The 25,802-nt window shown below is 44.7% G+C and carries 26 protein-coding genes; 16 read left to right on the top strand and 10 right to left on the bottom strand.

What is annotated here, in order from left to right; translation table 11 throughout:
• Nucleotides 1-24: 24 nt before the first annotated feature.
• From livH to glpG, 6 genes are all read left to right on the top strand, one after another.
• Nucleotides 25-951, top strand: a complete 927-nt coding sequence (livH, locus tag DBZ36_RS19105) for a high-affinity branched-chain amino acid ABC transporter permease LivH (RefSeq protein WP_120356585.1) — start codon at nt 25-27, stop codon at nt 949-951.
• Complete coding sequence (locus tag DBZ36_RS19100) at nt 948-2,225, top strand: high-affinity branched-chain amino acid ABC transporter permease LivM (protein WP_120356584.1); 1,278 nt, start codon at nt 948-950, stop codon at nt 2,223-2,225. The genes livH and DBZ36_RS19100 overlap by 4 nt, the downstream gene beginning before the upstream one ends.
• Nucleotide 2,226: 1 nt before the next feature.
• Nucleotides 2,227-2,991, top strand: coding sequence for a high-affinity branched-chain amino acid ABC transporter ATP-binding protein LivG (gene livG / locus DBZ36_RS19095; RefSeq protein ID WP_120356583.1), 765 nt, complete (start codon nt 2,227-2,229; stop codon nt 2,989-2,991).
• Nucleotides 2,992-3,000: 9 nt separating this feature from the next.
• Nucleotides 3,001-3,702: an ABC transporter ATP-binding protein gene (locus tag DBZ36_RS19090; protein ID WP_120356582.1), complete on the top strand. Its 702-nt coding sequence runs from the start codon at nt 3,001-3,003 to the stop codon at nt 3,700-3,702.
• Nucleotides 3,703-3,855: 153 nt separating this feature from the next.
• Entirely contained in the window at nt 3,856-4,188 is a 333-nt protein-coding gene (gene glpE / locus DBZ36_RS19085; protein WP_120356581.1) for a thiosulfate sulfurtransferase GlpE, read from the top strand.
• Nucleotides 4,185-5,027 carry a rhomboid family intramembrane serine protease GlpG gene (glpG, locus tag DBZ36_RS19080; protein WP_233558187.1) on the top strand — a complete coding sequence of 281 codons (843 nt, stop codon included), beginning with the start codon at nt 4,185-4,187 and terminating at the stop codon, nt 5,025-5,027. The genes glpE and glpG overlap by 4 nt, the downstream gene beginning before the upstream one ends.
• Before the next feature lie 17 nt (nt 5,028-5,044).
• Here glpG and DBZ36_RS19075 read toward each other — a convergent pair whose 3' ends face one another.
• A complete protein-coding gene (locus DBZ36_RS19075; protein ID WP_120356580.1) occupies nt 5,045-5,452 on the bottom strand; it encodes a flagellar basal body-associated protein FliL in 408 nt (135 codons plus the stop codon).
• 178 nt (nt 5,453-5,630) lie between these two features.
• Between DBZ36_RS19075 and DBZ36_RS19070 the strand changes: the two genes are divergently transcribed.
• Nucleotides 5,631-6,197 carry a chorismate--pyruvate lyase family protein gene (locus DBZ36_RS19070; RefSeq protein WP_120356579.1) on the top strand — a complete coding sequence of 189 codons (567 nt, stop codon included), beginning with the start codon at nt 5,631-5,633 and terminating at the stop codon, nt 6,195-6,197.
• 2 nt (nt 6,198-6,199) lie between these two features.
• Nucleotides 6,200-7,057: a 4-hydroxybenzoate octaprenyltransferase gene (gene ubiA, locus DBZ36_RS19065; protein WP_120356578.1), complete on the top strand. Its 858-nt coding sequence runs from the start codon at nt 6,200-6,202 to the stop codon at nt 7,055-7,057.
• On the opposite strand, the gene plsB is transcribed toward ubiA, so the two are convergent.
• Together plsB and DBZ36_RS19055 are read right to left on the bottom strand one after the other, a co-directional pair.
• Nucleotides 7,054-9,444, bottom strand: coding sequence for a glycerol-3-phosphate 1-O-acyltransferase PlsB (plsB, locus tag DBZ36_RS19060; protein WP_120356577.1), 2,391 nt, complete (start codon nt 9,442-9,444; stop codon nt 7,054-7,056). The genes ubiA and plsB overlap by 4 nt on opposite strands.
• A 114-nt stretch (nt 9,445-9,558) precedes the next feature.
• Nucleotides 9,559-10,641, bottom strand: a complete 1,083-nt coding sequence (locus DBZ36_RS19055) for a glycerol dehydrogenase (RefSeq protein ID WP_120356576.1) — start codon at nt 10,639-10,641, stop codon at nt 9,559-9,561.
• Nucleotides 10,642-11,076: 435 nt separating this feature from the next.
• On the opposite strand from DBZ36_RS19055, the gene dhaK reads away from it, so the two are divergent.
• Genes dhaK through ptsP form a run of 3 tightly spaced genes read left to right on the top strand, consistent with a single transcriptional unit; the run spans nt 11,077 to nt 15,216 of the window.
• The gene (gene dhaK, locus DBZ36_RS19050; protein WP_120356575.1) at nt 11,077-12,141 is read left to right on the top strand and encodes a dihydroxyacetone kinase subunit DhaK; all 1,065 of its coding nucleotides are present in this window, start codon (nt 11,077-11,079) and stop codon (nt 12,139-12,141) included.
• A gap of 10 nt (nt 12,142-12,151) precedes the next feature.
• Nucleotides 12,152-12,790, top strand: coding sequence for a dihydroxyacetone kinase subunit DhaL (gene dhaL, locus DBZ36_RS19045; protein WP_120356574.1), 639 nt, complete (start codon nt 12,152-12,154; stop codon nt 12,788-12,790).
• The gene (ptsP, locus tag DBZ36_RS19040; RefSeq protein ID WP_120356573.1) at nt 12,790-15,216 is read left to right on the top strand and encodes a phosphoenolpyruvate--protein phosphotransferase; all 2,427 of its coding nucleotides are present in this window, start codon (nt 12,790-12,792) and stop codon (nt 15,214-15,216) included. The genes dhaL and ptsP overlap by 1 nt, the downstream gene beginning before the upstream one ends.
• Nucleotides 15,217-15,514: 298 nt before the next feature.
• Here ptsP and dhaR read toward each other — a convergent pair whose 3' ends face one another.
• From dhaR to mtgA, 4 genes are all read right to left on the bottom strand, one after another.
• A complete protein-coding gene (dhaR, locus tag DBZ36_RS19030; RefSeq protein ID WP_158589151.1) occupies nt 15,515-17,446 on the bottom strand; it encodes a dihydroxyacetone kinase operon transcriptional regulator DhaR in 1,932 nt (643 codons plus the stop codon).
• A 156-nt stretch (nt 17,447-17,602) separates the two neighbouring features.
• Nucleotides 17,603-17,914, bottom strand: coding sequence for a nucleotidyltransferase family protein (locus tag DBZ36_RS19025; RefSeq protein WP_120356570.1), 312 nt, complete (start codon nt 17,912-17,914; stop codon nt 17,603-17,605).
• Nucleotides 17,907-18,320 carry an HI0074 family nucleotidyltransferase substrate-binding subunit gene (locus tag DBZ36_RS19020; RefSeq protein WP_120356569.1) on the bottom strand — a complete coding sequence of 138 codons (414 nt, stop codon included), beginning with the start codon at nt 18,318-18,320 and terminating at the stop codon, nt 17,907-17,909. Before DBZ36_RS19020 ends, DBZ36_RS19025 begins: the two co-directional genes overlap by 8 nt.
• Before the next feature lie 53 nt (nt 18,321-18,373).
• Nucleotides 18,374-19,057 (bottom strand): monofunctional biosynthetic peptidoglycan transglycosylase, encoded by a 684-nt coding sequence (gene mtgA / locus DBZ36_RS19015; RefSeq protein WP_267900187.1) that lies wholly within the window; start codon nt 19,055-19,057, stop codon nt 18,374-18,376.
• Nucleotides 19,058-19,271: 214 nt separating this feature from the next.
• Here mtgA and DBZ36_RS19010 point away from each other — a divergent pair, with 214 nt between their 5' ends.
• Nucleotides 19,272-20,138, top strand: coding sequence for a TraB/GumN family protein (locus DBZ36_RS19010; protein WP_120356567.1), 867 nt, complete (start codon nt 19,272-19,274; stop codon nt 20,136-20,138).
• A 15-nt stretch (nt 20,139-20,153) separates the two neighbouring features.
• Here DBZ36_RS19010 and DBZ36_RS19005 read toward each other — a convergent pair whose 3' ends face one another.
• From DBZ36_RS19005 to DBZ36_RS20490, 3 genes are all read right to left on the bottom strand, one after another.
• Entirely contained in the window at nt 20,154-20,564 is a 411-nt protein-coding gene (locus DBZ36_RS19005; protein WP_120356566.1) for a hypothetical protein, read from the bottom strand.
• Nucleotides 20,565-20,729: 165 nt separating this feature from the next.
• Nucleotides 20,730-21,698: a DUF5107 domain-containing protein gene (locus tag DBZ36_RS19000; protein ID WP_120356565.1), complete on the bottom strand. Its 969-nt coding sequence runs from the start codon at nt 21,696-21,698 to the stop codon at nt 20,730-20,732.
• Nucleotides 21,699-21,888: 190 nt separating this feature from the next.
• Entirely contained in the window at nt 21,889-22,236 is a 348-nt protein-coding gene (locus tag DBZ36_RS20490; RefSeq protein ID WP_147395047.1) for a hypothetical protein, read from the bottom strand.
• A 98-nt stretch (nt 22,237-22,334) separates the two neighbouring features.
• Here DBZ36_RS20490 and rfbB point away from each other — a divergent pair, with 98 nt between their 5' ends.
• Genes rfbB through rfbC form a run of 4 tightly spaced genes read left to right on the top strand, consistent with a single transcriptional unit; the run spans nt 22,335 to nt 25,727 of the window.
• Nucleotides 22,335-23,399, top strand: coding sequence for a dTDP-glucose 4,6-dehydratase (gene rfbB / locus DBZ36_RS18990; protein WP_120356747.1), 1,065 nt, complete (start codon nt 22,335-22,337; stop codon nt 23,397-23,399).
• Nucleotides 23,396-24,286, top strand: a complete 891-nt coding sequence (rfbA, locus tag DBZ36_RS18985) for a glucose-1-phosphate thymidylyltransferase RfbA (protein ID WP_120356563.1) — start codon at nt 23,396-23,398, stop codon at nt 24,284-24,286. The genes rfbB and rfbA overlap by 4 nt, the downstream gene beginning before the upstream one ends.
• Complete coding sequence (gene rfbD / locus DBZ36_RS18980) at nt 24,283-25,158, top strand: dTDP-4-dehydrorhamnose reductase (protein ID WP_120356562.1); 876 nt, start codon at nt 24,283-24,285, stop codon at nt 25,156-25,158. The genes rfbA and rfbD overlap by 4 nt, the downstream gene beginning before the upstream one ends.
• A 14-nt stretch (nt 25,159-25,172) precedes the next feature.
• The gene (gene rfbC / locus DBZ36_RS18975) at nt 25,173-25,727 is read left to right on the top strand and encodes a dTDP-4-dehydrorhamnose 3,5-epimerase (protein ID WP_120356561.1); all 555 of its coding nucleotides are present in this window, start codon (nt 25,173-25,175) and stop codon (nt 25,725-25,727) included.
• The last annotated feature ends 75 nt before the right edge of the window (nt 25,728-25,802 follow it).

Here is a 25,802-nt window from a genome sequence, read left to right as displayed (position 1 = left end):
GAGCAAGGAAATCTTGAGGCACCTATGTCTGAGCAGTTCTTCTATTTTTTCCAACAGATGGTTAACGGTCTAACAATTGGCAGTACCTATGCGTTGATTGCGATCGGCTATACCATGGTTTACGGTATCATCGGCATGATTAACTTTGCCCATGGCGAAGTGTATATGATTGGTAGCTACGTGGCGTTTATGGTGCTTGCAGCACTAGCAATGCTAGGTATTGATGCGCTACCTGTTTTGATGGTCGGTGCATTTGTGATCAGTATGATTGTAACCAGTGCCTATGGCTGGACAATTGAACGTATCGCCTATCGCCCTTTGCGAGGCGGCAATCGACTAATTCCATTGATCTCAGCAATCGGTATGTCGATCTTTCTTCAAAATTTAATTCGTCTTGCTCAAGGCAGTCGCGATATTGCGATGCCAAGCCTAATCACGGGTGGTTGGAGCTTTGGTCCTGAAGACGGATTTAATCTCACTATTTCTTACATGCAGGTCATCATTTTTGTGGTGACCTTTGTGGCGATGACCTTGCTTACTTTGTTTATTTCGCGTTCTCGTATGGGGCGCGCATGTCGTGCGTGCTCAGAAGATATTGGAATGGCAAATTTGTTGGGCATCGATACTAATAAAGTTATTTCAGTAACCTTCGTCATTGGTGCTGCATTGGCAGCTGTTGCTGGCGTCTTGCTTGGGCTCTACTATGGCGTAATTAACCCGTATGTAGGCTTTATGGCGGGTCTTAAAGCATTTACAGCAGCTGTTCTTGGTGGTATTGGCTCGATTCCCGGCGCGGTATTAGGTGGCTTATTGCTTGGTATTACAGAAGCAATTACCGCGGGCTACTTTAGTACTGAATACAAAGACGTGGTTTCGTTTGGATTGTTATGTTTTGTATTGTTATTTATGCCTACAGGTCTACTAGGAAAACCGGAGGTTGAAAAAGTATGAGTTCTTCAGCCTTAAAGAATGCATTAATTTCTAGCATTACTTTTCTCATCCTTGCCGGTTGGATGCTTGGCGTGCGCATGGAAGCCAGTAGTCAAGGGATTCAACTGTCATTAGCGTCAGCGAAGTCCCTACAGTGGCTCTATATTGGCGTGGCGGCAGTTTTCTTTAGCCAGCTATTTCATCAGGCCATTTTTGGTCGATTTAAAAAGAAACCTGGTGATGCGAGTTCTGGATTTAAACTCAGTTTTAAATTGCCGACCATGGAGAGTAACCCTAAGGGGTTTCGCTTAATGGTCAGTTTTGTTCTGGCGGCATTGATTATTTGGCCTTTCTTAGTCACACGCGGCTCTGTAGATTTAGCAACCTTGGCGCTTATCTATATCATGCTAGGCCTTGGGTTAAACGTTGTGGTTGGCTTGGCTGGCCTGTTAGATTTGGGCTATGTCGGCTTCTATGCAGTAGGTGCTTACAGCTATGCATTACTTAGTGAGCAGGGTTTAGGTTTTTGGACTTGCTTGCCAATCGCTGGTGGTTTGGCAGCTTTGTTTGGTTTAATACTGGGCTTTCCCGTGCTGCGTTTACGCGGTGATTATTTGGCGATTGTAACCTTGGGGTTCGGTGAAATAATCCGTCTGTTGCTAAACAATCTAACCCATTTGACCGGCGGTCCTAACGGAATAAGTGGAATTGCAAAGCCGACTTTCTTCGGTCTAGAGTTTAATCGTAAAGTTAAAGATGGTGGCTGGGATACCATGCATAACTTCTTTGGCTACGACTACTCGTCGACCCATAAAGTTATCTTCTTATACTTAATGGCCGTTTTGTTGGTAGCAATAACCTTATTCGTGATTAATCGTCTGCTGCGTATGCCGATAGGACGCGCATGGGAAGCCTTACGTGAGGATGAAATCGCATGTCGTTCGCTGGGTTTAAATCCAACAGTGATTAAACTTAGTGCCTTTACGATTGGTGCAGGCTTTGCAGGTTTTGCGGGCAGTTTTTTTGCGGCGCGCCAAGGCTTTATTAGCCCTGAGTCTTTCACCTTTATTGAGTCTGCGATTATCTTAGCTATTGTTGTTCTGGGTGGTATGGGATCACAATTGGGTGTGGTTTTTGCCGCCATTATTATGACCGTATTACCTGAGCTGGCTCGCGAATTTAACGAGTACCGGATGTTGATGTTTGGATTAATGATGGTATTTATGATGATTTGGCGGCCACAAGGTCTGTTGCCAATGAACCGACCGCACTTAGAACTCAAGGAGGCGAGTTAAGATGAGCGCCTTACTTAAAGTTGATAATTTGACCATGCGTTTTGGTGGTCTACTTGCGGTAAACAATGTTGCCTTGGAATTACATCCGGGCGAAATCGTGTCTATCATTGGTCCGAATGGTGCCGGTAAAACGACAGTCTTTAATTGTTTGACTGGTTTTTATAGACCGACCTCTGGTGAGATTCACTTCAATGGAGAAGCCATCCAAGGAATGAAAGGACACCAGATCGCACGTAAAGGCATTGTGCGTACCTTTCAACATGTTCGCTTGTTTAAAGACATGACGGTAATTGAAAACTTGCTGGTTGCTCAGCATCGTCATCTCAATAACAATTTTATCGCCGGCCTGCTGAAAACCCCTGCGTTTAGACGCAGTGAACAGGATGCTATGCAGCGAGCGCTTTCCTGGTTAGAAAAAGTAGGCTTAGCCGAATTCGCTAACCGTAGCGCGGGCAACTTAGCCTATGGTCAGCAACGGCGTCTTGAGATTGCGCGCTGTATGGTGACGCAACCACAAATACTGATGCTGGACGAACCCGCAGCTGGTCTAAATCCTAAAGAGACAGACGATTTAGATAATCTGATTGAAGATTTGCGCAGCAAAGAGAACGTATCTGTTTTGCTCATTGAGCATGACATGAAGCTGGTTATGGGAATTAGCGACCGTATTTACGTGGTTAACCAAGGTTGTCCACTAGCAAATGGCAAACCTGCAGAGATTAAAGATAACCCGGACGTCATCAAAGCCTATTTGGGTGAGTTTTAAGAGGTATACATGCTCGAATTTAAGAACGTATCGACCCACTATGGCCCGATCCAAGCTTTGCATGATGTCAACATTAAGGTTGAACAGGGTGAGATTGTTAGTCTGATTGGTGCCAATGGTGCTGGTAAAACCACCTTGCTTATGACGCTGTGTGGCGATCCTCGCGCAAGTTCAGGACAGGTGCTGTTTGAAGGCCAAGATATTACTCAGAAAAAAACCCACGAAATTATGCGTGGCGATATTGCAGTGGTTCCTGAAGGACGGCGTATTTTCTCGCGGTTAACGGTTGAAGAGAACCTACGCATGGGGGCTTTCTTTGCCACCAGCGAGCAAGCCGACGAGCGAATAGAAGAAATGTATGAGTTGTTTCCTCGTTTGAGAGAACGAATCTCCCAACGGGCAGGTACCATGTCTGGTGGGGAACAACAAATGCTAGCCATTGGTCGAGCCTTAATGAGTGAGCCAAGATTGCTGTTACTCGATGAACCTTCGCTGGGTTTAGCCCCAATCATCATTCAACAAATTTTTGATATTGTGGCCAGTTTGCGAGATAGAGGCATGACCATCTTTTTGGTTGAGCAAAATGCCAACCAAGCCCTACGTTTAGCCGATCGTGGCTATGTACTCGAGAACGGTAGAATTGTTCTTGAAGATAGCGGCGACGCGCTGTTGACCAATGAAGATGTACGCAAAGCATACTTGGGTGGCTAAGCTTCATTTGTATCGAAATACGGGCAGCTTCGGCTGCCTTTTTTGATGCATCTTTTCCAGAATATAGTATTTTTGAAATAGAAAAGCGTGGCACTATGCTTCAACATCCAGCATATTCTGTGTTAAGCAGTTTGGAATAGGAATTACAAGACGATGGAACAATTTGAGAGCATCGAGGTTGCAGACGCAGTTACACTGTTAGACACCGGCACGGCGCGCATCGTAGACATTCGCGACCCTCAGTCATATGCGCTGGGACACCCAAAGGGAGCAATGCATTTAAGTGACGGCACAATAAATACACTGCTTAGTGAGACCGAGTTCGATACACCAATAGTCGTGTGTTGTTATCACGGGATAAGCTCACAAGGCGCTGCGCAGTACCTTATACAACAAGGTTTTGAAGAGGTTTATAGTTTAACTGGAGGCTTTGAAGCATGGCAGCGTAGCAATGGTCCAACAGATATTGATATCGAGGTCTCTTGAAAACATTAGTGGTACTTAAAAACGCGCGTTTGGCTCAAGCTTTTGTGGACTATATGCGAATTCAAAATATTGAATGCCAGCTTGCTCCGCATAATGACGCGATTGCTATTGTACTCATCGACGAGTCAGCCTTGGAGCATACTGAAAAAGAACTACGTGCCTTCATGGATAACCCCGGTGATAAAAAGTATCAAGCCGCATCTTGGGAGCGCAACGACGTTAGCGGTGCGCCGCTGAGTTACCCCAAAATGGGCAGCTCCTTTTGGCAATCATTGAGCGCTCATGCGGGGATTGTCACCATGTTGGTAATGGCGATTTCTGGTATAAGCTATCTGCTAATGAACATTGGTTTTCGTGGCGAGGTTTTTATGAGCCTACGAATTCCAGAGCTTGATCAAATTACCTTGAGCAATAGTTGGCGGGTGATTACTCCTATTTTTCTGCATTTTTCAATTTTACATATTGTCTTTAATAGTTTGTGGTGGTGGCAACTCGGTGGCGAAATAGAACGGCAATTAGGTTGGCAAAAACTACTACTTGTTACTGTTGTAGCAGCGGTGATTCCTAACCTTGCACAGCTAATTGCAACGGGCCCTAATTTTGGTGGATTATCGGGTGTTGTCTATGCGTTGCTAGGTTATTGCTGGTGGACTGGTTGGTTACGTCCGGAGAAGGGCCTAACCGTTAGCCGTTCGATTGTCGGTTTTATGCTGGTATGGCTAGTCATTGGTTTTATGGATCTCGCGGGACCACCAACGGCTAACCTTGCGCATTTGTTTGGTTTAATCGTTGGTTGTTTACAGGCAGTTTTTGACCGTTTCACTTCCAAGAAAAATTAACACTTACGTACTTAGTTTTACTCATAGAAATAGGTTGTAAAAAGTAGGTCATTGACAAGTTTTTTACCGGTTTCTTGGACGAGCAAATCATTGACGCGGACGAGGCATAGTTGTCGGATCCGCTCTTTTCCGTCTATTGCTCGCACTTCATCTTCAGTTTGCTGCCCAAAAATTTCGATAATGGCATCGCGTAACAAAGGGTCATGTAACTCTACCAACGCAAGGTCTGGTCCCGCGTTAACCATCAGTTCAACCGAGGTTTTCACATAACCTAAACGGCGACCACTACTGATATAGTTGGTAACAATTGCAGGTTGCATACGATGATAAGTCCAGTTGTTAGTCGTTGTTTCTTGCTCTGCATGGGCAGAAAGAACAAAAAGGCTAAGTAGCGAACATAGAAAAAATGCGGGCATTTTCAACATGATGGTGGTGTCCCAAAGCTATATCAGTCGAGGACTGATAAATTAATATCCATTAGGTACATTGTTTAGATATTCGTAGCAAGCGTCAAGCAAGCATCGTGTTAAGTTCCGATCTAGGCTGTGCTTTCTGTAAAATATTGGTGATAATGGCTCGCTGTTTCAAATCTATGGTCGTACTTTGTTATATACCAAACCAAATATGCAAATTTCTGAGCCGACTTGGCTTCCAAGTGCGTCAACTGAAAGCTTGCCGTCATCCTTGAAAAGTTGGTTACTTGACCCACATTCATTAACCGCTCGACTGCGTAAGCATTGCCAACACTTTGCCGTACGAGTTCTTAGTGAAGGCTTTGCACCTTTGTACCAAAGTGAAGCCGCGCTTTTTGACCAACAAGTACAACAGTTTTGGGTTCGAGAGGTTGAGCTTCTTTGTGATGGGCAGGTTTGGGTTTTTGCACGAAGTGTTATTCCTCAATCAACCTTAGAGCAAGAAGCACAGCAGATCCCAGATCTTAAAACCAAACCTTTAGGCGAGTTTTTGTTTAATCACCCTAAAGTTCAACGTCAATCAACTCAAGTTGCTCAACTCAGAGGTAATGATTATGGGCTTGAGCCAACCCGATATGCGCAACGCGATTCGCTTTGGTCGCGACGCTCTTTATTCCATCTCGACAGTGCGCCCTTATTGGTAACCGAAGTATTTTTGCCGCACAGCGCAGCTTATTGTGATTTTCTAAAGGACTAGCAATGCTTAAGCAAAAGCTAACGAGTTATGCGCAATTGATGCGCTTAGACAAACCCATCGGCACGCTGTTGTTACTGTGGCCATGCTTGTGGGCGCTTTGGTTAGCAGCCGAAGGGGTACCGGATATAAAGGTATTGGTTATTTTTTGCCTCGGCGTGATTGTTATGCGCTCCGCAGGGTGTGTCATCAATGACTATGCTGACCGTAAACTTGATGGTCATGTTAAACGCACGGCTAATAGACCGCTAGCCAGTGGGCAGATAAGTAGTCGCGAAGCATTACTATTATTTGCGAGCTTACTATTGTTAGCCTTTGTTTTGGTGTTGCAACTAAATTCCCTAACGATTGCGTTATCGTTCGCTGCAGCAGCCTTGGCATTTGTTTATCCATTTATGAAACGCTTTACCCATCTTCCTCAGTTTGTACTGGGGCTTGCTTTTAGTTGGGCTATTCCAATGGCCTTTGCTGCTCAAACTGGTGCTGTCCCTGCTTACGCTTGGCTATTATTGTTGGCGAATGTACTGTGGACTGTTGTGTATGACACGATGTATGCAATGGTTGACCGGGATGACGATTTAAAAATAGGGGTGAAATCGACAGCGATTCTGTTTGGTCGCAGAGATAAACTTGCAGTAGCACTATTGCAGCTTGGTTTTTTGCTTTGCTTGTTCTGGCTTGGACAACAGCTAAGGCTAAGTTTAGTTTTCCAACTTAGCCTGTTAGTTGCGTTCTTTATGTTTATTTATCAGCAATACTTAATCAAAGACCGTGATAGAGCCTTATGTTTTAAGGCCTTTTTGCACAACAACCAAGTAGGCTTGGTTGTTTTTATCGGAATCGCGGCTGTCTATTCGTTCTAAAGCGCCTCTATGGTATCAAATACCCCATCTTCGAGTAGTGGTTCCAAAACGGAGAACAGAGGTGCTGCTGAATTGGCTATTTCGTTGTCGTAGCCTTGTTCCTTCATTTTTGCGAGTAGACGGCTATTGGTTTTCTTGTCGTAGAGAATGGGTCTGTCTACTTGATGCATGGCTGCTAAACGTTGGTTGGCCGCCAAGCAATGTTGCTCTAAATCGCTGCGAGAGCTACCGGTTTTGGTATTAATGGCCATTGCCATTACCGCGTAACGATTAAGCGTATCGTCTGCCATACGTCCCAACAAGGCCAAGGTGCCGCGGTGTTCGCTGCGTAAGGTATGCACGCCGTCCTCACTGCTAATTAACTGTAAATCAGCAAATAATTGCAAGTATTGCTGACAGACTGTACTCAGATCGTCTAACTCATATTGCATAAATAGCTCGTCAGCAATCATCGGGTAGAGCGTTTTGAGGATATTATCTAATTGAGCATCACGCACTTTGTTAATACGCACGAGACAGCATGCGAGAATTGCTGGTATCACGAGCAAATGATGGATGTTGTTTCGATAGAAATTCAATAACACCTGCTGGCGTTCATCCAAACTTATCATTTTCCCAAGGCTATCTTCCACAACCTCAAATTTATCCAAGCTGATCGCGTGGGTCAGTACGGCTTCGCTATCTCCTTCGGGGAAAGTGACGTAAGGGCTGTAGGGGATTTTCCGCAAAAGGCTTAAGCATAAATCAACTTGGCGCTCCATCTGCGAATAGGACAATTTACGTTTTTCACTGGCAAGTAGCACACTGGCACAAAGAGCCAGTGAAGATACCGCCGCCGCCGAGTTAATTTTTACCATCATCTCATCAGCGATTTGGTTCACCGCTGGAGTGAGCCATGTTGGCCTAGATAGTTCAATCGGATCGATACTGTCACGCCATTGAGGCGCAAGTTGATTTAGACGTTGATTGAGCGGGATTGGCTCGCCAAAATTCACGTAGCCATGGCCAAAGTTACGCAGTTTGCGCACCATGCCAAACAGTGAGAACAGTGATTCTTTTTGCTTTGGTTTGCCGCGAAGTTCTTCGAAGTAAGTGCCTACTTCCATTACATGTTCATAACCAAAATAGACCGGAACCAAAGTTACAGGGCGTTCCATGCCTCGAAGCATGGCTTGTAGAGTCATTGCTAACATGCCAGTTTTTGGTGGCAATAGACGTCCGGTTCGGCTTCGGCCTCCTTCACTAAAGTATTCAATCGAATAGCCTTTAATAAACAGCTGACTGAGGTACTCGCGAAAAACCGTAGAGTACAGTTTATTGCCTTTAAACGAACGACGAATAAAAAAAGCACCAGTACGGCGGAAAAATGGTCCTGCTGGCCAAAAGTTCAAATTTACACCAGCGGCGATATGCGGTGGAACCATGCCCTGGTGATATAAGACATAGGACATTAGCAAATAGTCCATGTGACTTCGATGACAAGGCACGTAGACGATTTCATGGCCATCTTGAGCCAGTTTGCGGATGGGTTCGGCATTGTTGACTTGTACGCCAGCATAAATTTTGTTCCACACCCAACTCAGCAGAGCGTCGGCGAAGCGAATTTGTTTATAGGAGAAATCAGTGGCTATTTCATCCAAATAACCTAGCGCCGTTTCGCGTGCTTTATCATTGGAAATATTTTTAACTGACGCTTCGTCCTGAATGGCCTTACGCAGCGCTGGTGATGCCAATAGTTGTTCGAACATATGGCGTCTTTGCGGTAAGCGCGGTCCTTGGGCAATGCTTTGCATGCGGCTAAAGTGAATACGCGCTACTCGCGCTAGCTTTTGAGCACTTTTAAGTTCAACACCTTGGCGCTGAGACATGTCGCGTAAACTAACGGCTTGGCTAAACCGAATTAGATTTTCGCGGCCTTTGAATAAGACCAAACACGATTGTTTAAAGAAACCAGGGGGTTTTGGGCTGCGTCGTTGTGCTACATCATGGATGCTTTCGCGACCCGGGTGTCTGTCCCAAAAAACTTTGACTGGCAGCATTTGCACATCCAAGCTGTCATCACCTTGATGTAAGCCTAGAGCCAATTGTAAGTTCTGGATTAAGCTGGCGCTGGTTTCACCGCGACGATTAATTAAATATCCATAGCGAGGGTAGGTGTTGCCATTATGCACAATTGGGGATAATGGATCTGGAAGTCCTTGTTTGGCACAGGTTTGTTGAAGCGCCAATAAGTCACTTAAAGAGTCCCCGGCTAACACATAGAAAATAGGTTGCGATAAATTGAGATTAAACTCACTAACAGGATTTTCAGGGACAACTTTGCCGCGCGCTAATAACTTAATCGCTGGACGAAATAGAGCTGATACTACTGGGGAATTCGATGACATGATGAATGCATTTCAAGGGTATTAATTCTGTCATTAGCCTAGCATAGTTTTGAAAAAAAACAGCCACAACTGTGAGTTGCGGCTGTTACTTAGCGTTGAACACCATTTAAAACACTACGCACCTAATTCATGCGCCGTTAAAATGGCTGAAAGTACTTTAATTGGTGTAACTTCAAATGGCATGTTATGGATAGTTTCACCTTCCGCACATGACGCTTCAGCGACTTCTAACAACTTGTCTCGATTTAGCTCTTTAACGCCCATAGCAAATAGGTTCGTTGGTAAGCCAAGCTCTTTACAGAAGGCAATTACAGTGCGGATTTCTTCGATATCGGCGTTTTCTAACACTAGCTGAACCAAGGTGCCGAAGGCAACTTTTTCGCCATGGAATAAGTGGTGACACTCTTCCAGTTTAGTTAAGCCATTGTGGATGGCATGCGCAGCAGCAAGGCCACTACTCTCAAACCCGATACCACTAAGATAGGTGTTGGCTTCAATAATGTTTTCAACAGCTGGTGAAGATAAACCGTTTTCGACCGATATTTTCGCTTTAAGGCCATCAGCTAACAAGGTTTCATAGCACAGTTTAGCTAGTGCTTGAGCCGCGCGAGTTGGAGCGCCGCCGGCCATTGTTGATTTACCTGAAATTGCGTTAGCACGTGCTTCAAAATAAGTAGAAAGTGCGTCACCCATGCCTGATACCAATAAACGGCTTGGGGCTCCAGCAATGATCTTGGTATCCATAACGACCATATTTGGATTGGTAGGGATCATCAAGTATTCGCTGAACTCGCCGTCAGGGGTATAAATAACCGCAAGGGCGCTGGTTGGTGCATCGGTTGATGCAATGGTTGGAACAATCACAACCGGGACTTTTTGATAAAACGCCATTGCTTTAGCTGTATCGAGCGTTTTGCCTCCCCCAATACCGATAATCACATCAGCTTTTGCACTAGCGCTAATTTCGCGAAGACGATCAATTTCTGGACGACTACATTCGCCGTTAAATTCTTCCATCGACAATTCGATGTTCTGCTCGGAAAAGCTTGTACGAACTGTATCTCCGACGAGATTGGTTACAAAAGCGTCAGCTATCGCCATTGGGCGTGAGCCAATTGGGGCAACGTACTTAGCTAAGCTGGCTAGAACATCTTCACCTTGCACATACTTACTTGGAGAAATTATTATTTTGTCCATTATGGGCTTCTCAATTTGTAGGAACGAAAGTTAGCTAACGCAGCAGAGGGATATGCACGTCAACCTTGGATTAAGTTTAGATTATTCCCATTGGCGCAAATCACAATTACTGTCGCACTGTGGAGATTGGAATCTGTGAGAGTCAACTCAAACTCGCTAAGTCCCTAGGGCTGAGAATCTAGCAAAGTTGAATCTGATCACAGCAAGATGATTTTGAAGACTCGTGCGGTTCATTATGAAACACAGGTAATGACAGGTGGTTTCATTATGAAACAAATTTGGTTTTGTTTGTTCCTTGCTTTGGAATATGAATACTAGAGCCAAGTTTAACGATCTTTTTCAGCTCAACGGACGACATTTAGTTAGCTTAATGCCTCGGCGTTGCCTGACTTAGCTTCAAACACCTAATCTATAATTCTTAAGAAGGCTCTACAGATGAAAAAACTTATTAATAATGTTGACGATATCGTTAAAGAGCAGCTCGAAGGCATGGCCTTAGCGCATCCGGAGCTTAAATTTAATGATGAGCCGCGTTATGTTTGGCACGAACCGAAACAAAAGCAAGTAGCCTTGTTATCCGGTGGCGGCAGTGGTCACGAACCTTTGCATGCAGGGTTTATCGGAGATGGAATGCTTACCGGTGCTTGCCCAGGGGAAGTCTTTACGTCACCCACACCTGACCAAATGTACGAATGCGCGCAGAAAGTTGATGCCGGTGAAGGTGTTTTGTTTTTTGTTAAGAATTATACCGGTGATGTGCTCAACTTTGAGACGGCTGTGGAGTTACTTCATGGTGATGACGTGAAAGTAGGAAGTATCATTATCGATGATGATGTTGCGGTCAAGGATAGCTTATACACTGCTGGCAGACGCGGCGTTGCGGCAACCGTGCTGCTTGAGAAAATCGTAGGTGCAGCAGCTGCGCAAGGTCAAAGCTTAGAGCAATGTGAAGCGCTAGCACGCCGAGTCAATAATCAAGCCCGCTCTTTTGGCGTAGCCTTACAAGCGTGTACGGTCCCTGCTGCAGGCAAGCCGTCCTTTGTATTGGCCGATAATGAAGTTGAATTTGGCGTAGGTATTCATGGCGAGCCGGGAATAGAGCGTCGTGAATTTACCGATGTAAAAACTCTAGTTGAGCAAGTGTTTTCCGAGTTAGTGGACTGCCCAGATTATAGCCGAACCCTGCGTGAGTGGGACCGTGAAAAAGGTGAATGGACGGAGCTTGAGACAACAACAGAGCGCTTTGACTTAGACAGTGAGTATATTGTTTTGGTTAATGGGCTAGGCGGAACACCGCAATGCGAATTACTTGGTGTGTATCGTGAGTTTGCTCTTAAATGTAAAGCCACCGGTTATAACATTGGTCGTCAATTGATAGGCGATTATTGCACTGCTTTAAACATGGAAGGCTTCTCAATTACGATGCTAAAAGCCGATAAAGAACTTCTGGAACTATGGGACGCAGCTGTAAATACCCCAGCGTTACGTTGGAAATGCTAAGGACACTATGATGACTATCGAAAAATCACAAATTCTCAACTGGCTCAATAGCTGCGCCGATATCTTTGCCAAAGAACGTGACTACTTAACCCAACTTGATGCCGACATTGGGGATGCCGATCACGGTATTAATATGAATCGCGGTTTTGAACGGGTAAAAGATAAAATCACGACTATTGAAGACCAAGATATTGGTACGATCTTTAAAACAACCGGTATGACCTTGTTGTCTAGTGTTGGCGGAGCAAGTGGCCCACTTTACGGTACGTTCTTTATCCGAGCAGCTGCGGCTGGTAATGGTAAACAAAGCATTGACCTTAACGATCTGTGTCAAATATTTAGTGATGGTGTTGATGGTGTTGTTGCACGCGGTAAAGCGCAACCAGGTGACAAAACTATGTGCGATGTTTGGTGGACAGTGGTTGAGGCTTTAGAAAAATCTAAAGATGAAGGCCAAGACTTGCAGCAGGCTCTAGTTGCTATGGGCGAAGCTTCGGAAAAAGGTGCGGCTGCCACAATAGAAATGCAAGCGAAGAAAGGCCGTGCTAGCTATCTTGGCGAACGTAGTATTGGACATCAAGATCCGGGTGCAACATCGAGCATGATGATGGTTAAAGCCTTGCGAGATGTCGTTGTAGGTCAAGCATAATGGTTGGGATCGTAGCTGTTTCACATAGTGCAACCTTAGCCAAAGGGCTTGCAGAACTTGTGAACCAGATGACTCAAGGCAAATGTTCACTTGCGGTTGCAGGTGGTGTTGACGACCCTCAGAACCCGATTGGAACCGATGCTATTGCAGTGATGGATGCGATCACAGAGGTTCACGACGAGTCTGGTGTATTGGTGTTGATGGATTTGGGCAGCGCGCTTTTAAGTGCTGAAATGGCCTTAGAGCTGTTACCTGAGGATATTTCGGCGTCGGTCCAACTTTGCTCAGCACCTTTTGTTGAAGGTGTCATGGCAGCTGCGGTTGCCGCAGCGGCCGGCCTACCAATAGCGACGGTTAAAAGCGAAGCCTATGGCGGTTTACAAGGTAAACAGAGTCATTTGCAAGATTGCGAACCGGCGACTGTGGTTGATAGTGAAACTAAGGCCAGTGACGAACCGTTTTTGTCATTTGACTGGACCGTCGAAAACCCACATGGCCTGCATGCGCGTCCGGCTGCTAGTATTGTTACCGCTCTGGCATCGTTTAAGGCCACACTTGAACTGGCTAAAGGCGAGAGGCGTGTCAGTGCACTTAGCTTAAACAGCATTGCAACCTTAGGGGTTGTCAAAGGTGATGAAATCACTTTTATTGCTAGTGGTGAGCAAGCACAGCAAGCCATTGACGCATTTTCTAGTTTAGCTAATCAACACTTTGGCGAAGCACAACTTGTTGCAAACCCTAGTGCTCAACTTGATGCGATTGATAATAAAGTTGAAGAAGCTATCGATATGCATGAGATTGCGGGTGCATTGCGAGGGCTGGCCGTCAGTGATGGAATAGCTAAAGGCCCTGCTGTGTTTTTTAGTGTCAGTATGCCTGAAGTACCAAAGCGCGAATTCACCGACGCCAAAACTGAGATCCAGCGCTTTCATACAGCACTCAATAGCAGTGTCGATGCTTTGCAGCAGCAGGCTAGTGCCAGTGCAGTTGATCCGGAACATGCGCAGATTTTTAATGCACAAGCCTTAATGTTGAGCGATCCGGAATTAGTGGTTAATGTTGAGAAGGGGATTCGAAGCCAACTCATTGCTGAACAGGCTTGGCTCGATGCTGGTAGTCAATTAGCAGACAGCTATCAACGTGCTGAAAGTGAGTATCTCCGAGAACGTGAAAGCGATGTATGGGATATAACAAGGCGAGTGATGAATCAACTCTGCGGCGTTGAAAAGGCCAGTCTAGAACTAAAGCAGCCTTCAATATTGTTAGCAAAAGATTTGTCACCATCTGACACTATGGGCCTCGACCCTGAAATGGTTATCGCTATATGTTTAAGCGAAGGTGGTAAAACATCGCACAGTGCCATTTTAGCTAAAGCAATGGGTATTCCTGCGATAGTCCAAGCTAATGATTGCATGAATCGTGTTAAAGCTGGTCAGCAAGTTATTGTTGACGGTTTCAAAGGCTTGTTGTGGTTGGAACCTAGTGTAAGTACTGAAAACGAATTGACGTTAGCCAGGCAACAGTGGCTTGAGAAGCGCGAACTCGAATTAAGTAGTGCACTGCAAACGGCAACGACATTAGATGGAAGAGCGTTTGAAGTACAAGCCAATATAGGCGGTTTATCTGATGTCAGCTTAGCGCTTAAAAATGGTGCTGATGGCGTAGGTTTATTGCGTACCGAGTTTTTATTCCAAGCATGTAGTGAGTTGCCAAGCCAGCAGTACCAATACGAAGTGTATCGGGATATTGCTAAAGCACTTGAAGGCCGCAGTCTTACTATTCGTAGTCTTGATGTGGGTGGAGACAAGCCGCTAGCTAGCTATCCTATGGCCAGCGAAGAAAACCCATTTCTTGGTCACCGTGGCATCCGGATGTGCTTAGCTGATCCTGAGCTGTTTAAGACCCAGTTGCGAGCGGTTCTGCGAGCATGTGCTGAGTACTCTAACATTCAACTTATGATCCCAATGATTGCACAAGTTAGCGAGCTATTAGCCGTTAAACAGCTGATTGCCGAATGTCGGCTTGAACTCAAGCTAAATGAACAACAGGCGCCATTAAAACTTGGAATCATGATTGAAGTTCCAGCAGCAGTACTTAATGCTGATGAGCTAGCTGAACATGCAGACTTCTTTTCTATTGGTACCAATGATTTAACTCAATATGTAATGGCAGCCGATCGTGGTAATCCATCGGTTTCTCAATTAGTAGATTATCAGCAGCCTGCGGTATTAAAGGCCATTGAATTGACCTGCAAAGCCGCTAATCAAGCGGGTATTCCTGTTAGCATGTGTGGAGAAATGGCAGGCGACAGCGAGATGGTTGAACGATTGCTTGCTATGGGCTTAGATAAGTTCAGTGCCAGTGCCGCTTTAATCCCTGCGGTAAAAGCCAAAATTAGAACTCAAAATTTAGTTTCAGTTAACTAAGAGTTTCAGCTCTCCCAGCCCGAAGACCTTTACTACTGAGTTAGTAAAGGTCTTTTTTTTAGTATTGCGAACAAAATCGGTCGTCGATAAGCTTGCACCTTGCACCTTGCACCTTGCACCTTGCACCTTGCACCTTGCACCTTGCACCCTGAAGCAGTCTTGACTGCGCCCTTGTACCCTGAAGCTGTCTTGAATGCGCTCTTGTACCTTGAAGCTGTCTTGACTGCGCTCTTGTACCCTGAAGCAGTCTTTGACTGCGCTTTTGTACATTTAAGCAGTCTTTGATTGCGTACTTTACCTACCGTATACCGTACTGTTTCAGCTTACGCCACAGCGTTGTGCGGCTGACCCCAAGTGCCTGTGTTATTGGCTTAATCTGACCGTCAAATACATCCCAAGCATGTTGAATTGTTTGGCGCTCAACGGTTTCCAAATTTTGTACAAATTGCCATTGTTGGTCGTGTTGTTGAATTGAGCTTGCAAAGCATTGCTGAGGTAAATCGTTAACCGTGATTTTCTCTTGAACACAACTTTGCAAAGCCGAGCGCAAGTGGTGTTTAAGTTCAGCAATATTGCCTGGCCATTGATAACGCTGCAATATTTCTAAGGCATCAGAGCTAATGGATATTGTTGACTGAGTGTTATCGCTTAGACGGCGCAATTGGTGGTTAATCAATGCCGATAAGTCTTCGGGACGATGCCGCAATGAAGGGACATGAAGTTCAATACTGCTGAGCTCAAAATACAATTGCCGTCTGAATTCACCAGCTGAAATAGCTTGTTGAATATCGCTACAAGAACTACAAATAATACGCAAATTGGGCAATGCCAAATCAGTATTGGCACTGTAGACACTACTTTTACATATTTGAAGTAACAAGGACTGTGCATCGCTGGGTAAAAATTCGATTTGTTCTAGGTATAAAGTGCCTCCGCCGCGCAGATTAATGCTGGTTGATTCCGCATCATTGGGACGCTCAAGCAAGCCTTGTAGTTGCGCTAACACATGAGAGTCTTTTCCATCAAGAATAACAAAGGGCGCATCTCTATTAGGGGACGCGTAGTGAATTGCTTGAGCAATTTGATTTTTCCCAACCCCTTCTTCACCAACGAGTAAAACATGTTGCAAGCTCAAGGCTGCTTTACGTGCTAATTCGACCAATTGTTGCATGTTTTTGGATTGAGCAATTAGTGAAGAAAAACTACGCTCAACACGACTACCCTCAGCGATACTTGGGCTCTTATGGTCAACCTGCTCGGGATGCATAAAGAATAGCCAACTGCCATCATTGAGTGGTCTTACAGTTACTTTTGAACTCACAAAATCATTATCGCATTCAAAAGTAATGTCTACATGTGACAAACTGCTGCGTTCTTGAAGTGCATGCATAATCAGTGGTGGAAATCGAAATAACTCAGAAGCTTTACAGCCAATAATGCGGTCGCGCTGGCGATTAAATAGGTTTTGAGCTTGTCGATTTATAAAGCTAATCCGTTGATTCTCGTCCCATGCGATTAAGCCATCGTCGATAGACTCCAACACTGCATCACGCTGGCAAATCAAAGTATTACGTTCAGAAACACTGTTTTCTAAGCTAATGAGATTACCAATTTCTTTGGCATACGAAGCGACTAAAGCCAAATCGCCACCGTGGTGGTTACTTATATCGCTTACTATCATCACCGCTGCATAAGGCTTACCTTGGTCGTCAAAAATAGGGGCGGCATGGCAACTGAAAAGGTGAAGCGCCTGTTGAAAGTGCTCACTGGCAAATACGCTGGTGGCTTCATTGTTGTGAAGTGCTAGGGCTAAGGCATTGGTGCCAATTTGGTCTTCGTTCCAATAGCTGCCGCGGGCCAACCCAAGTGCCTGTAAGTTTTGAATCAGGCTTTGATCTCCCCAAAACTTGAGGCAACACGCACTAATATCGCTAACCACTATAGCTAATCGTCGTTGGGGTTGATATTGCTCGCTATCTTCTAGCACGGCTGCGCTTAGTGTGGTTAAGTCTTTACTGCGTTTGAGTAAGGACTCTAAGGTCGCGCCGGATGCGATAGCTGGCTTGTTCCATTGATAAGCATTAGAGCGGCGACAACAGCGCTCCCAAGATTGAATAACAGGACTAAGAGCATGCTCTGGAGCCACCCAACGATGCTTTTGAAAAAACTCCCAGCGCGACAGTTTTTCTTCTAGAAGCGTATTTAAACTATCGCTGTGCTGTGCAGACATGGACTTGCTTGACATAGACTCGGGATTTAAAAGGAACTTGTCACCAGTTTAAAGACAAACTCAAAACTGTCATTGATAAAATACAAACCAAGTTCAAAAATGTGTGTCGTATGGGTTTAGTAAAAGGAAAGGTAATAGCTAAGCGGAAGTTGAAATTTATAGCAAACGTATACCATGCTTTTCTATATGATCAATTAAGTCCGGGTTTTCGATCTGATGTTTTATGAGCACATCAACTTTATAAGGGATGGTGGTTTGATCTAGTTGATCAATAACGGATGCGAGATCATTGATACCCAGATCGTTACCTTCGAGTGCAATATCAATGTCAGAACTATCTTTATAGGTCCCGATTGCCCGAGAACCAAATAACAAAGCGCCGTCTAGATGCTTCGTTTGAGTCAGAATCTGAATTAGTTGACGATGGTGCCGATCTTTTAGCCCTGTTCTAATCTCAAAGTTATTCATCGAGATTTTTTTTCACAAGGTAGTTAGTAACATTAGTAATGCAGGGGCCATAGCTATTCACGATTAAAGCTTGTGCTTCGAGTACATGCTTTTCATCGTAAGCATGGCTTAATAGATTCCTTTTTATCAGCGCGTCTAAAAGAGTTTCGCATTGAACCGCATTAAGGTGTCTTGCTTCAAGACTAGTGCGAATCACATGGCGGGGCGATGCTACATCGTAACCCTCAAATTCAAGTAAATCCTTTAAGGTCTTCCAACTTAGCTCAAAAGAAAACTCAAAGGTTTGAATTAGACCTGCCAACTCTAGCTCGTTATAGCTTTCTTGTTCGCAGGCCTTTGATAGTCGAGCTTGCGCACGTTGAAGGTTTTGTAAACGTTGTTTCCAACGATCTGGATTTACTGACATTGAAAGACTCATTCGTAAGGGTTAACAGCAGTACTTTAACATAAGCATTGTGCTCATTGCACAGCCCAATGCTGGGAACCTAGTTGGCGCATTTGTCGTTGGATCCATACTCTTCTATTTTTTAAATGGGTACTGGGCTGTAACACCGAATAGCGGTAAGGCGAGGGAAGGATCGAAGCTAGGGCAGCGCTTTGTGCTTGACTTAGATTGCTAGCGGAACGTTTAAAATAGTGTTGGCTCGCCGCTTCAACGCCATAGATCCCGGGTCCAAACTCAATAATGTTCAAGTAGATTTCTAGAATTCTGGTTTTATCGAGGTTCAACTCCAATAGCAGTGCAAAGTAAGCTTCGACCAGCTTGCGCACAAAGCTATTTGATGGCCACAGGTATAGATTTTTTGCAGTTTGCTGAGTGATAGTACTGGCACCTCGCAGTTGTCCACCTGACTGGCGCGCAAGAATCGCATTTTGTAATTCAGTCCAATCAATACCATGATGGTGCGGGAATCGTTGGTCTTCGGAAGCGATGACGGCTAATTGCATTGATGGGGCAATCTGCTCAAGATTATGCCATTGATAAAGTACGGCTGTGGGATAGCTCTCAGGGGGATTGATGCTTCTAGCGATTCGCCACATCCACATCGGGGGATCGATAAACTTGAGCGACAGCACGGCTAATTCACTGAGAATAACCAATACAAGCGTCACCATTAATAGCTTTTTAAAGAGATAAAGCATCTTAGCTTTGAGATTCATTCCTTGGACTCAGGTGACCATAATAACTTGAATGTTAGCACAAGCATCGTTTAGATATTACTGTGTAACATTGCAAGAGTCTCATTGGCTATTTTAGAACTTCAATCCGCTATACAATTGTATTACTTAGTTTAATTCAGTGTATGTGATAAGTGGCTTGCTCCAAGGCTTGTCTCATTGCGCCTAAAGGTTAAATATGAATTATTGGTCTAAATTAGCATCGTTACTATTACTTACTATTGGAGGTGCGAGTCAGGCTGCTCCTAACCTTTGGCATGCTCGAAGTGCTAACAATGAATTGATTATCTTAGGTTCGATACACCTAGGTGATGATTCGATTTACCCCTTACCATCATTGTATCAACAGCATCTTGAAAGCAGTGAACGTTTAGTTGTTGAGACTGATATCAATGCTATCTCCAAGCAAGATAGAGCTTTGATCGCTAGTCTTACGACACAAACTGACGGAAGCCTGCTCTCAGAGCAGCTTAGCGCTGAGTTAATGAATAACTTGTCGAAACAAACACAAGCGCTAGGTATCTCTTCCGCAAGGTTCGAGAACTTCCAAGCTTGGTATGTGGCCTTAAATTTAACGCAGTTGAAAATGAACCAGCTTGGGTACGATGCGCAACTTGGTATTGATCAGCATTTTCTACAGCGAGCTCAAGACCTAAGTTTGCCTATTTACAGCCTAGAGACGGTATCTGAGCAATTTACCGCTTTATCAGTATTACGCGAAGGCCAACTTGAGTTACTGAAGCAAACATTAGAGCAATTGCCAAATTTAGACCAAGACTTTTCGCAATTGATAGCATTGTGGAAAGCGGGAAAGGAGCAGCAACTGTTCGATCTGCTTTCAAGCGATGCCATGTTTGATAATGAAGACCAAGGTGTTCTACAAAGTTTGTTATACGAGCGTAATTATAACTGGATAGAACAGTTGCTTACTTTATCGGGTAAAAGTTTTGTGGTTGTTGGCGCAATGCACTTACAATCTGAGCAAGGCCTGTTAGCTCTACTGGAGGCTCAGGGCTATGAACTTGAGTCCTTAGATTCCGAGTAAGTCGTGGGATTGGTATTAGTATAACATTTGGTCTTCTTCGCAGCCGAGGTAGCGGGTATCAAACTTTTGTTCTCGTTCCAGCAATGGGAAATTTGGATTGATTCGCCCTTGGTTTGCCCACACCCTAGGCCCAATGTTGCGATCGATATACTGATATTGGTAGTAAATGCTCATATTACGCCATAACCCGGTGATCAATTGAGCTGAGTAAATCATTTGGTCTGAATACTCGGGGCTTCCTTCAATATACACCTCAATCTTTTCCGAATTTATGCGTACATAGTAGACAAGACTTAAAGGCCCTAAATCTGTATTAAGCAGTTGTGCTGTGCGTTGCGTAGCTTTCAGCGGCCCCTCTCGTTTAAGTGAGGCTTCAATTTGGTCAACTGTTTCTTGTTGAGCCACTATTGTGAATATGTGCCGCATGAATTTTTACCGCTGCGTTCGTCTATCTTCATAATACTAGCGCTTTGAAAAACCGGCGGATGTGATCGGGAGCACTGCCTTGGTAAATATGATTTAGATTATATGTATCTGCGGCTTTAGTACTTCGGTTTCGGTTCGTGTTGCTTAAATGCCTTCGTTCTGTGGCTAATTGCTGGTCTGAGCCTTTACTTGAATATTGAAATACCACTGTGCACTTTGACCAGGCTCGATAATGGCGCAGCGTTGGTGAGTATAAGCATCATCAACCGCGTCATAAATACCGCTACAAGGCTCAAGCGCGAAGTTAAGGTCGCCTTTATAAGCCCCTTGGTTCTTCCAAATTCCTAGATAGGGAACCGTTGCTGCATCAACTTGCATGACGACTTGATGGTACTCATCACTAAAACCAAAACTGTCATCTGCTTGCAGCAAACTATCAAAATAATACTTCTCGCAAGTGTTACTGCTTTGAGATCGCAATAATGAGAAATCCATAGATTGACCATTAACTGCTGTAGCGACAGGATACGGATGTTGCGACTCGTAGATGCCCAAACTGGGGCAACCATCAAAGGTGTTGGTAATGCTTTGCATATGGGAGGGGACTTCAAGTTGAAGCCTTGGAAAAACTTGAAATAGTGCGTGCGGTGTCCACACAAAGGGCAAGCGAGGAGCGCTTGCAGCCAAATCAACATGGTAACTCGACAGTAATTTGTCTTTTTCTAAGCGCACGCTTTTACTCAATGTGTAGCCAAGCTTAGGACTTTTAACTTCGAACACTAGCTGCGAAGAACTTAACTCTATGAGTTTCCAAGCCAGCGCCCAAACTTCTCCATGATCAGGAATGTGTTGTAAAAGCGCAGGACTAACTAAGTTGTCACAGCGATTGATAGTTGGAAAGCACTCGTCAAAGCCACTGCTATCGTATTGGCTAAAGTCGTCGGCGTAGTTTGGAATTTTAAATTGTTCATCACCTGACTGCCAAAGCAATTCGCGCCAATTCTCGCCATCAAATCGTTTTAGTGAGCACAATTTAGAACCATATTCGGGTAACCATTCGCAGCGAAGTAATCCGTTTTCGAGAATTACGCTAGCGACGCCCTTAAAGCTGCCATGGCTTACAACAGATGACATTCCAAAGCCTTATTTTGTTAAAAGTGCATTGTGTACCATTGCAGCTGCGAGTTGCAAGTTCCAAGGGCGCTACTGCGTAGCTTCAAGGTACAAGTTTCAAGGGCGCGGTTTCACCGCTTCAAGGTACAAGTTCCAGGGGCGCTACTGCGTAGCTTCAAGTTACAAGTCCCAAGGGTGCGGTTTCACCGCTTCAAGGCAAGATAAAGTGAAAAGTACGCCGTTGCACGGCTGCAAGTTTAAAGAGAAAAGTTGAAGGTAAGCAAGCTGCTGAAAGTAGGTAGAACAATACAACTTGAGGGGGCTTCTCTTGTCTTCTAGTTTCTTTTAGGAGAGCAGCGACGAACTTTTCTACTTTCAGCCGTGACAACGGCGCTCTTTTATCTATTCCTGACCTTCCTTGAAGGAGCGCAGCGACGCACTTGCAACTTGCAGCAGCACTGCTGCGCTCTTGAAGCTGCTTTGTAAAAGCTGCAAACTTTTCACTTTCAGCCGTGACAACGGCGCTTTTGTAGCTTGAAGTAGCCTGTTGGCTGCGCACTTTAAGCTTTTCTCTAGCGACATTGAGCTTGCTTGGTTATGATTGTGTTAATCTTGGTCAAGGTTGACCACAAAATTCAAAGACGAGTTAAGCGTATCATGAAAATCCTTCTCACTGGCGGTGCTGGTTTTATTGGCTCCGCAGTCGTTCGCCATATTATTCAAAATACTCAAGACAGTGTTGTCAATCTAGACTCCTTGACCTATGCGGGTAACTTGGAGTCTATCGCTGAGGTGTTCGATAGCCCTAATTACAGTTTCGAGCAAGTAGATATTTGCGATAAAAATGAACTTAAACGAGTTTTTGATTTGCATAAGCCGGATTGTGTTATGCACCTTGCCGCTGAATCTCATGTTGATCGCTCAATTGATGGTCCGGCAGCATTTATTGAAACTAATATTGTCGGCACCTATTGTTTATTGGAAGCAGCTCGCAGCTACTGGAGCCGATTACCGGCCTCCAAAAAAGATGCTTTTCGCTTCCATCATATTTCCACCGATGAAGTTTATGGCGACTTAGAGGGGGTCGACGATTTATTTACGGAAACTACTTCTTATGCACCAAGCAGCCCATACTCTGCGTCTAAAGCATCAAGCGATCATCTAGTTCGCGCTTGGCAGCGTACTTACGGGATGCCAACTTTAGTGACCAACTGCTCGAATAATTACGGGCCCTATCATTTTCCAGAAAAACTAATCCCTTTGATGATTCTTAATGCACTAGAAGGCAAAGCCTTACCTGTTTATGGCGATGGTCAGCAAATTAGGGATTGGCTATACGTTGAAGACCATGCCCGTGCTTTGTATACGGTTCTAAATAAGGGTGAAGTTGGGCAAACCTACAATATTGGTGGTCACAATGAAAAAGCAAATATCGATGTGGTTAAAACTATCTGTTCGTTGTTAGAAGAGCTGGTGCCCAATAAACCCGAGGGTATTGCGGCATATTCAGACCTGATTACCTATGTCACCGATCGCCCTGGACATGATGTTCGATATGCGATTGACGCTTCAAAAATCGAGAAAGAATTAGGCTGGACTCCAGAGGAAACTTTCGAGTCCGGTATTCGTAAAACCGTTGTTTGGTACTTAGATAATCAACCATGGTGGTCTCGAGTGCTTGACGGCTCGTATGCACGAGAACGCTTAGGAGATCAAGCATGAAGGGAATCGTACTAGCTGGTGGTTCGGGTACTCGGCTATATCCTCTAACGCGCGGCGTATCAAAACAGTTGTTACCTATTTACGACAAGCCGATGGTTTTTTACCCAATTTCTACGCTGATGTTAGCCGGCATTAAAGATATTTTAATAATCACCACCCCCGAAGACGAGCAAGGTTTTCGCCGTTTGCTGGGTGATGGTTCCATGTTTGGTATCAATTTAAGTTACGCCCAACAACCTAGCCCTGATGGCTTGGCGCAAGCCTTTATTCTCGGTGAAGAGTTTATAGGCAATGATAGTGTCTGCCTCGTGCTGGGGGATAACGTATTTTATGGGCAGTCGTTTAGCCAAACATTACGTAACGCAGCGGCTCGCACTTCAGGGGCTACGATTTTTGGGTATCAGGTGAAAGATCCTGAGCGCTTTGGTGTGGTTGAGTTTGATCCGAATATGAAAGCTATCTCGATAGAAGAGAAGCCGAAACATCCGAAATCTGATTATGCTGTAACAGGGCTATATTTCTACGATAATCGAGTTGTCGAACTCGCCAAGCGGGTTAAGCCTTCTGAGCGAGGAGAGCTTGAAATTACCAGCCTGAACCAGATGTACCTAGAGGATGGTTCGCTTAGTGTTGAACTGCTCGGCCGTGGCTTTGCTTGGCTAGACACAGGAACCCATGAAAGCTTGCACGAAGCTAGCTCCTTTGTACAAACTATTGAAAACATACAGGGCCTCAAAGTTGCCTGCCTTGAAGAGATCGCTTGGCGACAAGGGTGGTTAAGCGATCATCAGTTGTTGGAGTTAGCGAAGCCCATGCAAAAGAATGATTACGGACAATACCTCACTCGCATCGTTATGGAGCAACAAGCTAAAGGTCGCAATAAATGAGAATTCTAGTCACCGGCTCAAATGGGCAAGTTGGTCAAAGCTTGGTTCAGCGCTTAAAAGATAAAGTTGAATTATTGGCAATTGATAGAGACCAACTGGACATTACTGATGGCAAACAAGTTTCGGATTTTGTCGCTAAGTTTTCACCTGACTACATTATTAATGCTGCTGCGCATACAGCTGTCGATAAAGCAGAACAAGAAATAGAGCTCTCCTACGCAATCAATAGAGACGGCCCCCGATATTTGGCAGAGGCCGCGCAGCTTTGCGGCGCTACTTTGCTGCACATTTCCACGGATTACGTATTTGATGGCAGTAAGCTTGACGAATACAGCGAGACCGACAAACCAGCACCGGTAACGGTTTATGGGCAAACTAAACTCGCTGGAGAAAATGCGGTATTTGAAGCCTGTGATAAGTCGATAGTCATCCGCACAGCTTGGGTATTCTCAGAATTTGGAAACAACTTCGTCAAAACAATGCTCAATTTGGCTAAATCAAAAGACGAGTTAGGCATTATCGACGACCAATTTGGTGGCCCTACCTACGCCGGAGATATTGCTGATTGTCTAATTGGCATGATAAATCAACTTGAAAGTAAACCTGAGCATGCCAAATATGGTCTGTACAATTTTTCGGGTTTACCCCATGTAAGTTGGTGTCAATTTGCCCAAGAAGTATTTACTCAGGCGAAGCAGCAAGGGGCTTTAGCATCTACGCCAATGGTTAAGGCGATAACGACAGCGCAATATCCAACGCCAGCTAAGCGCCCAGCAAACTCTCGTTTAAATTTAAGTAAAATCTCAGGCGACTATCAAATCGTTGCTAGTAATTGGCGTGATGCCTTAAAAAATATTCGTAATTATCAATAGGTATTGAACTCAACATGAATGTTATTGAAACAAGTATTCCAGATGTAAAAATTATCGAACCACAAGTGTTTGGTGATGAACGTGGATTCTTTATGGAAACTTGGCAGCAAAAGCAATTTGAAGAGCTTGTAAGTGGGCAGCCAACCCAATTTGTGCAGGATAATCACTCAAAATCGTCGTTTGGAATTCTGCGTGGCTTGCATATTCAAACGGAGAACACACAAGGTAAGTTAGTGAGAGTGGTGGCAGGCGAAGTCTTCGATGTAGCAGTAGATCTTAGAAAAAACTCAGCGACGTTTGGTCAATGGGTAGGCGTGCTACTTTCCAGTGATAACAAACGTCAGCTGTGGGTGCCAGAAGGTTTTGCGCACGGCTTTTATGTAACTAGTGAGCATGCAGAGTTTGTGTATAAATGTACTGATTATTACAACCCGAAAGCCGAGCTATCTATTGCTTGGAATGACCCAACATTAAACATTGAATGGCCAAGCATGAGCAAGCTGCCTTCGCTCTCGGCGAAAGACGCAGACGCCGAGGCATTTGATCTTGAGCGAGATTATGGGTTCTGAAAGCAGGGTCAAGGGCGCTACTGCGTAGCTTCAAGTTACAAGTTACAAGTTACAAGTTTCAAGGGCGCTACTTCG

This window comes from Alginatibacterium sediminis, from assembly GCF_003610775.1.
In the GTDB taxonomy this organism is placed as follows: domain Bacteria; phylum Pseudomonadota; class Gammaproteobacteria; order Enterobacterales; family Celerinatantimonadaceae; genus Alginatibacterium; species Alginatibacterium sediminis.
This window is presented reverse-complemented; position numbering and strand designations above follow the sequence as displayed.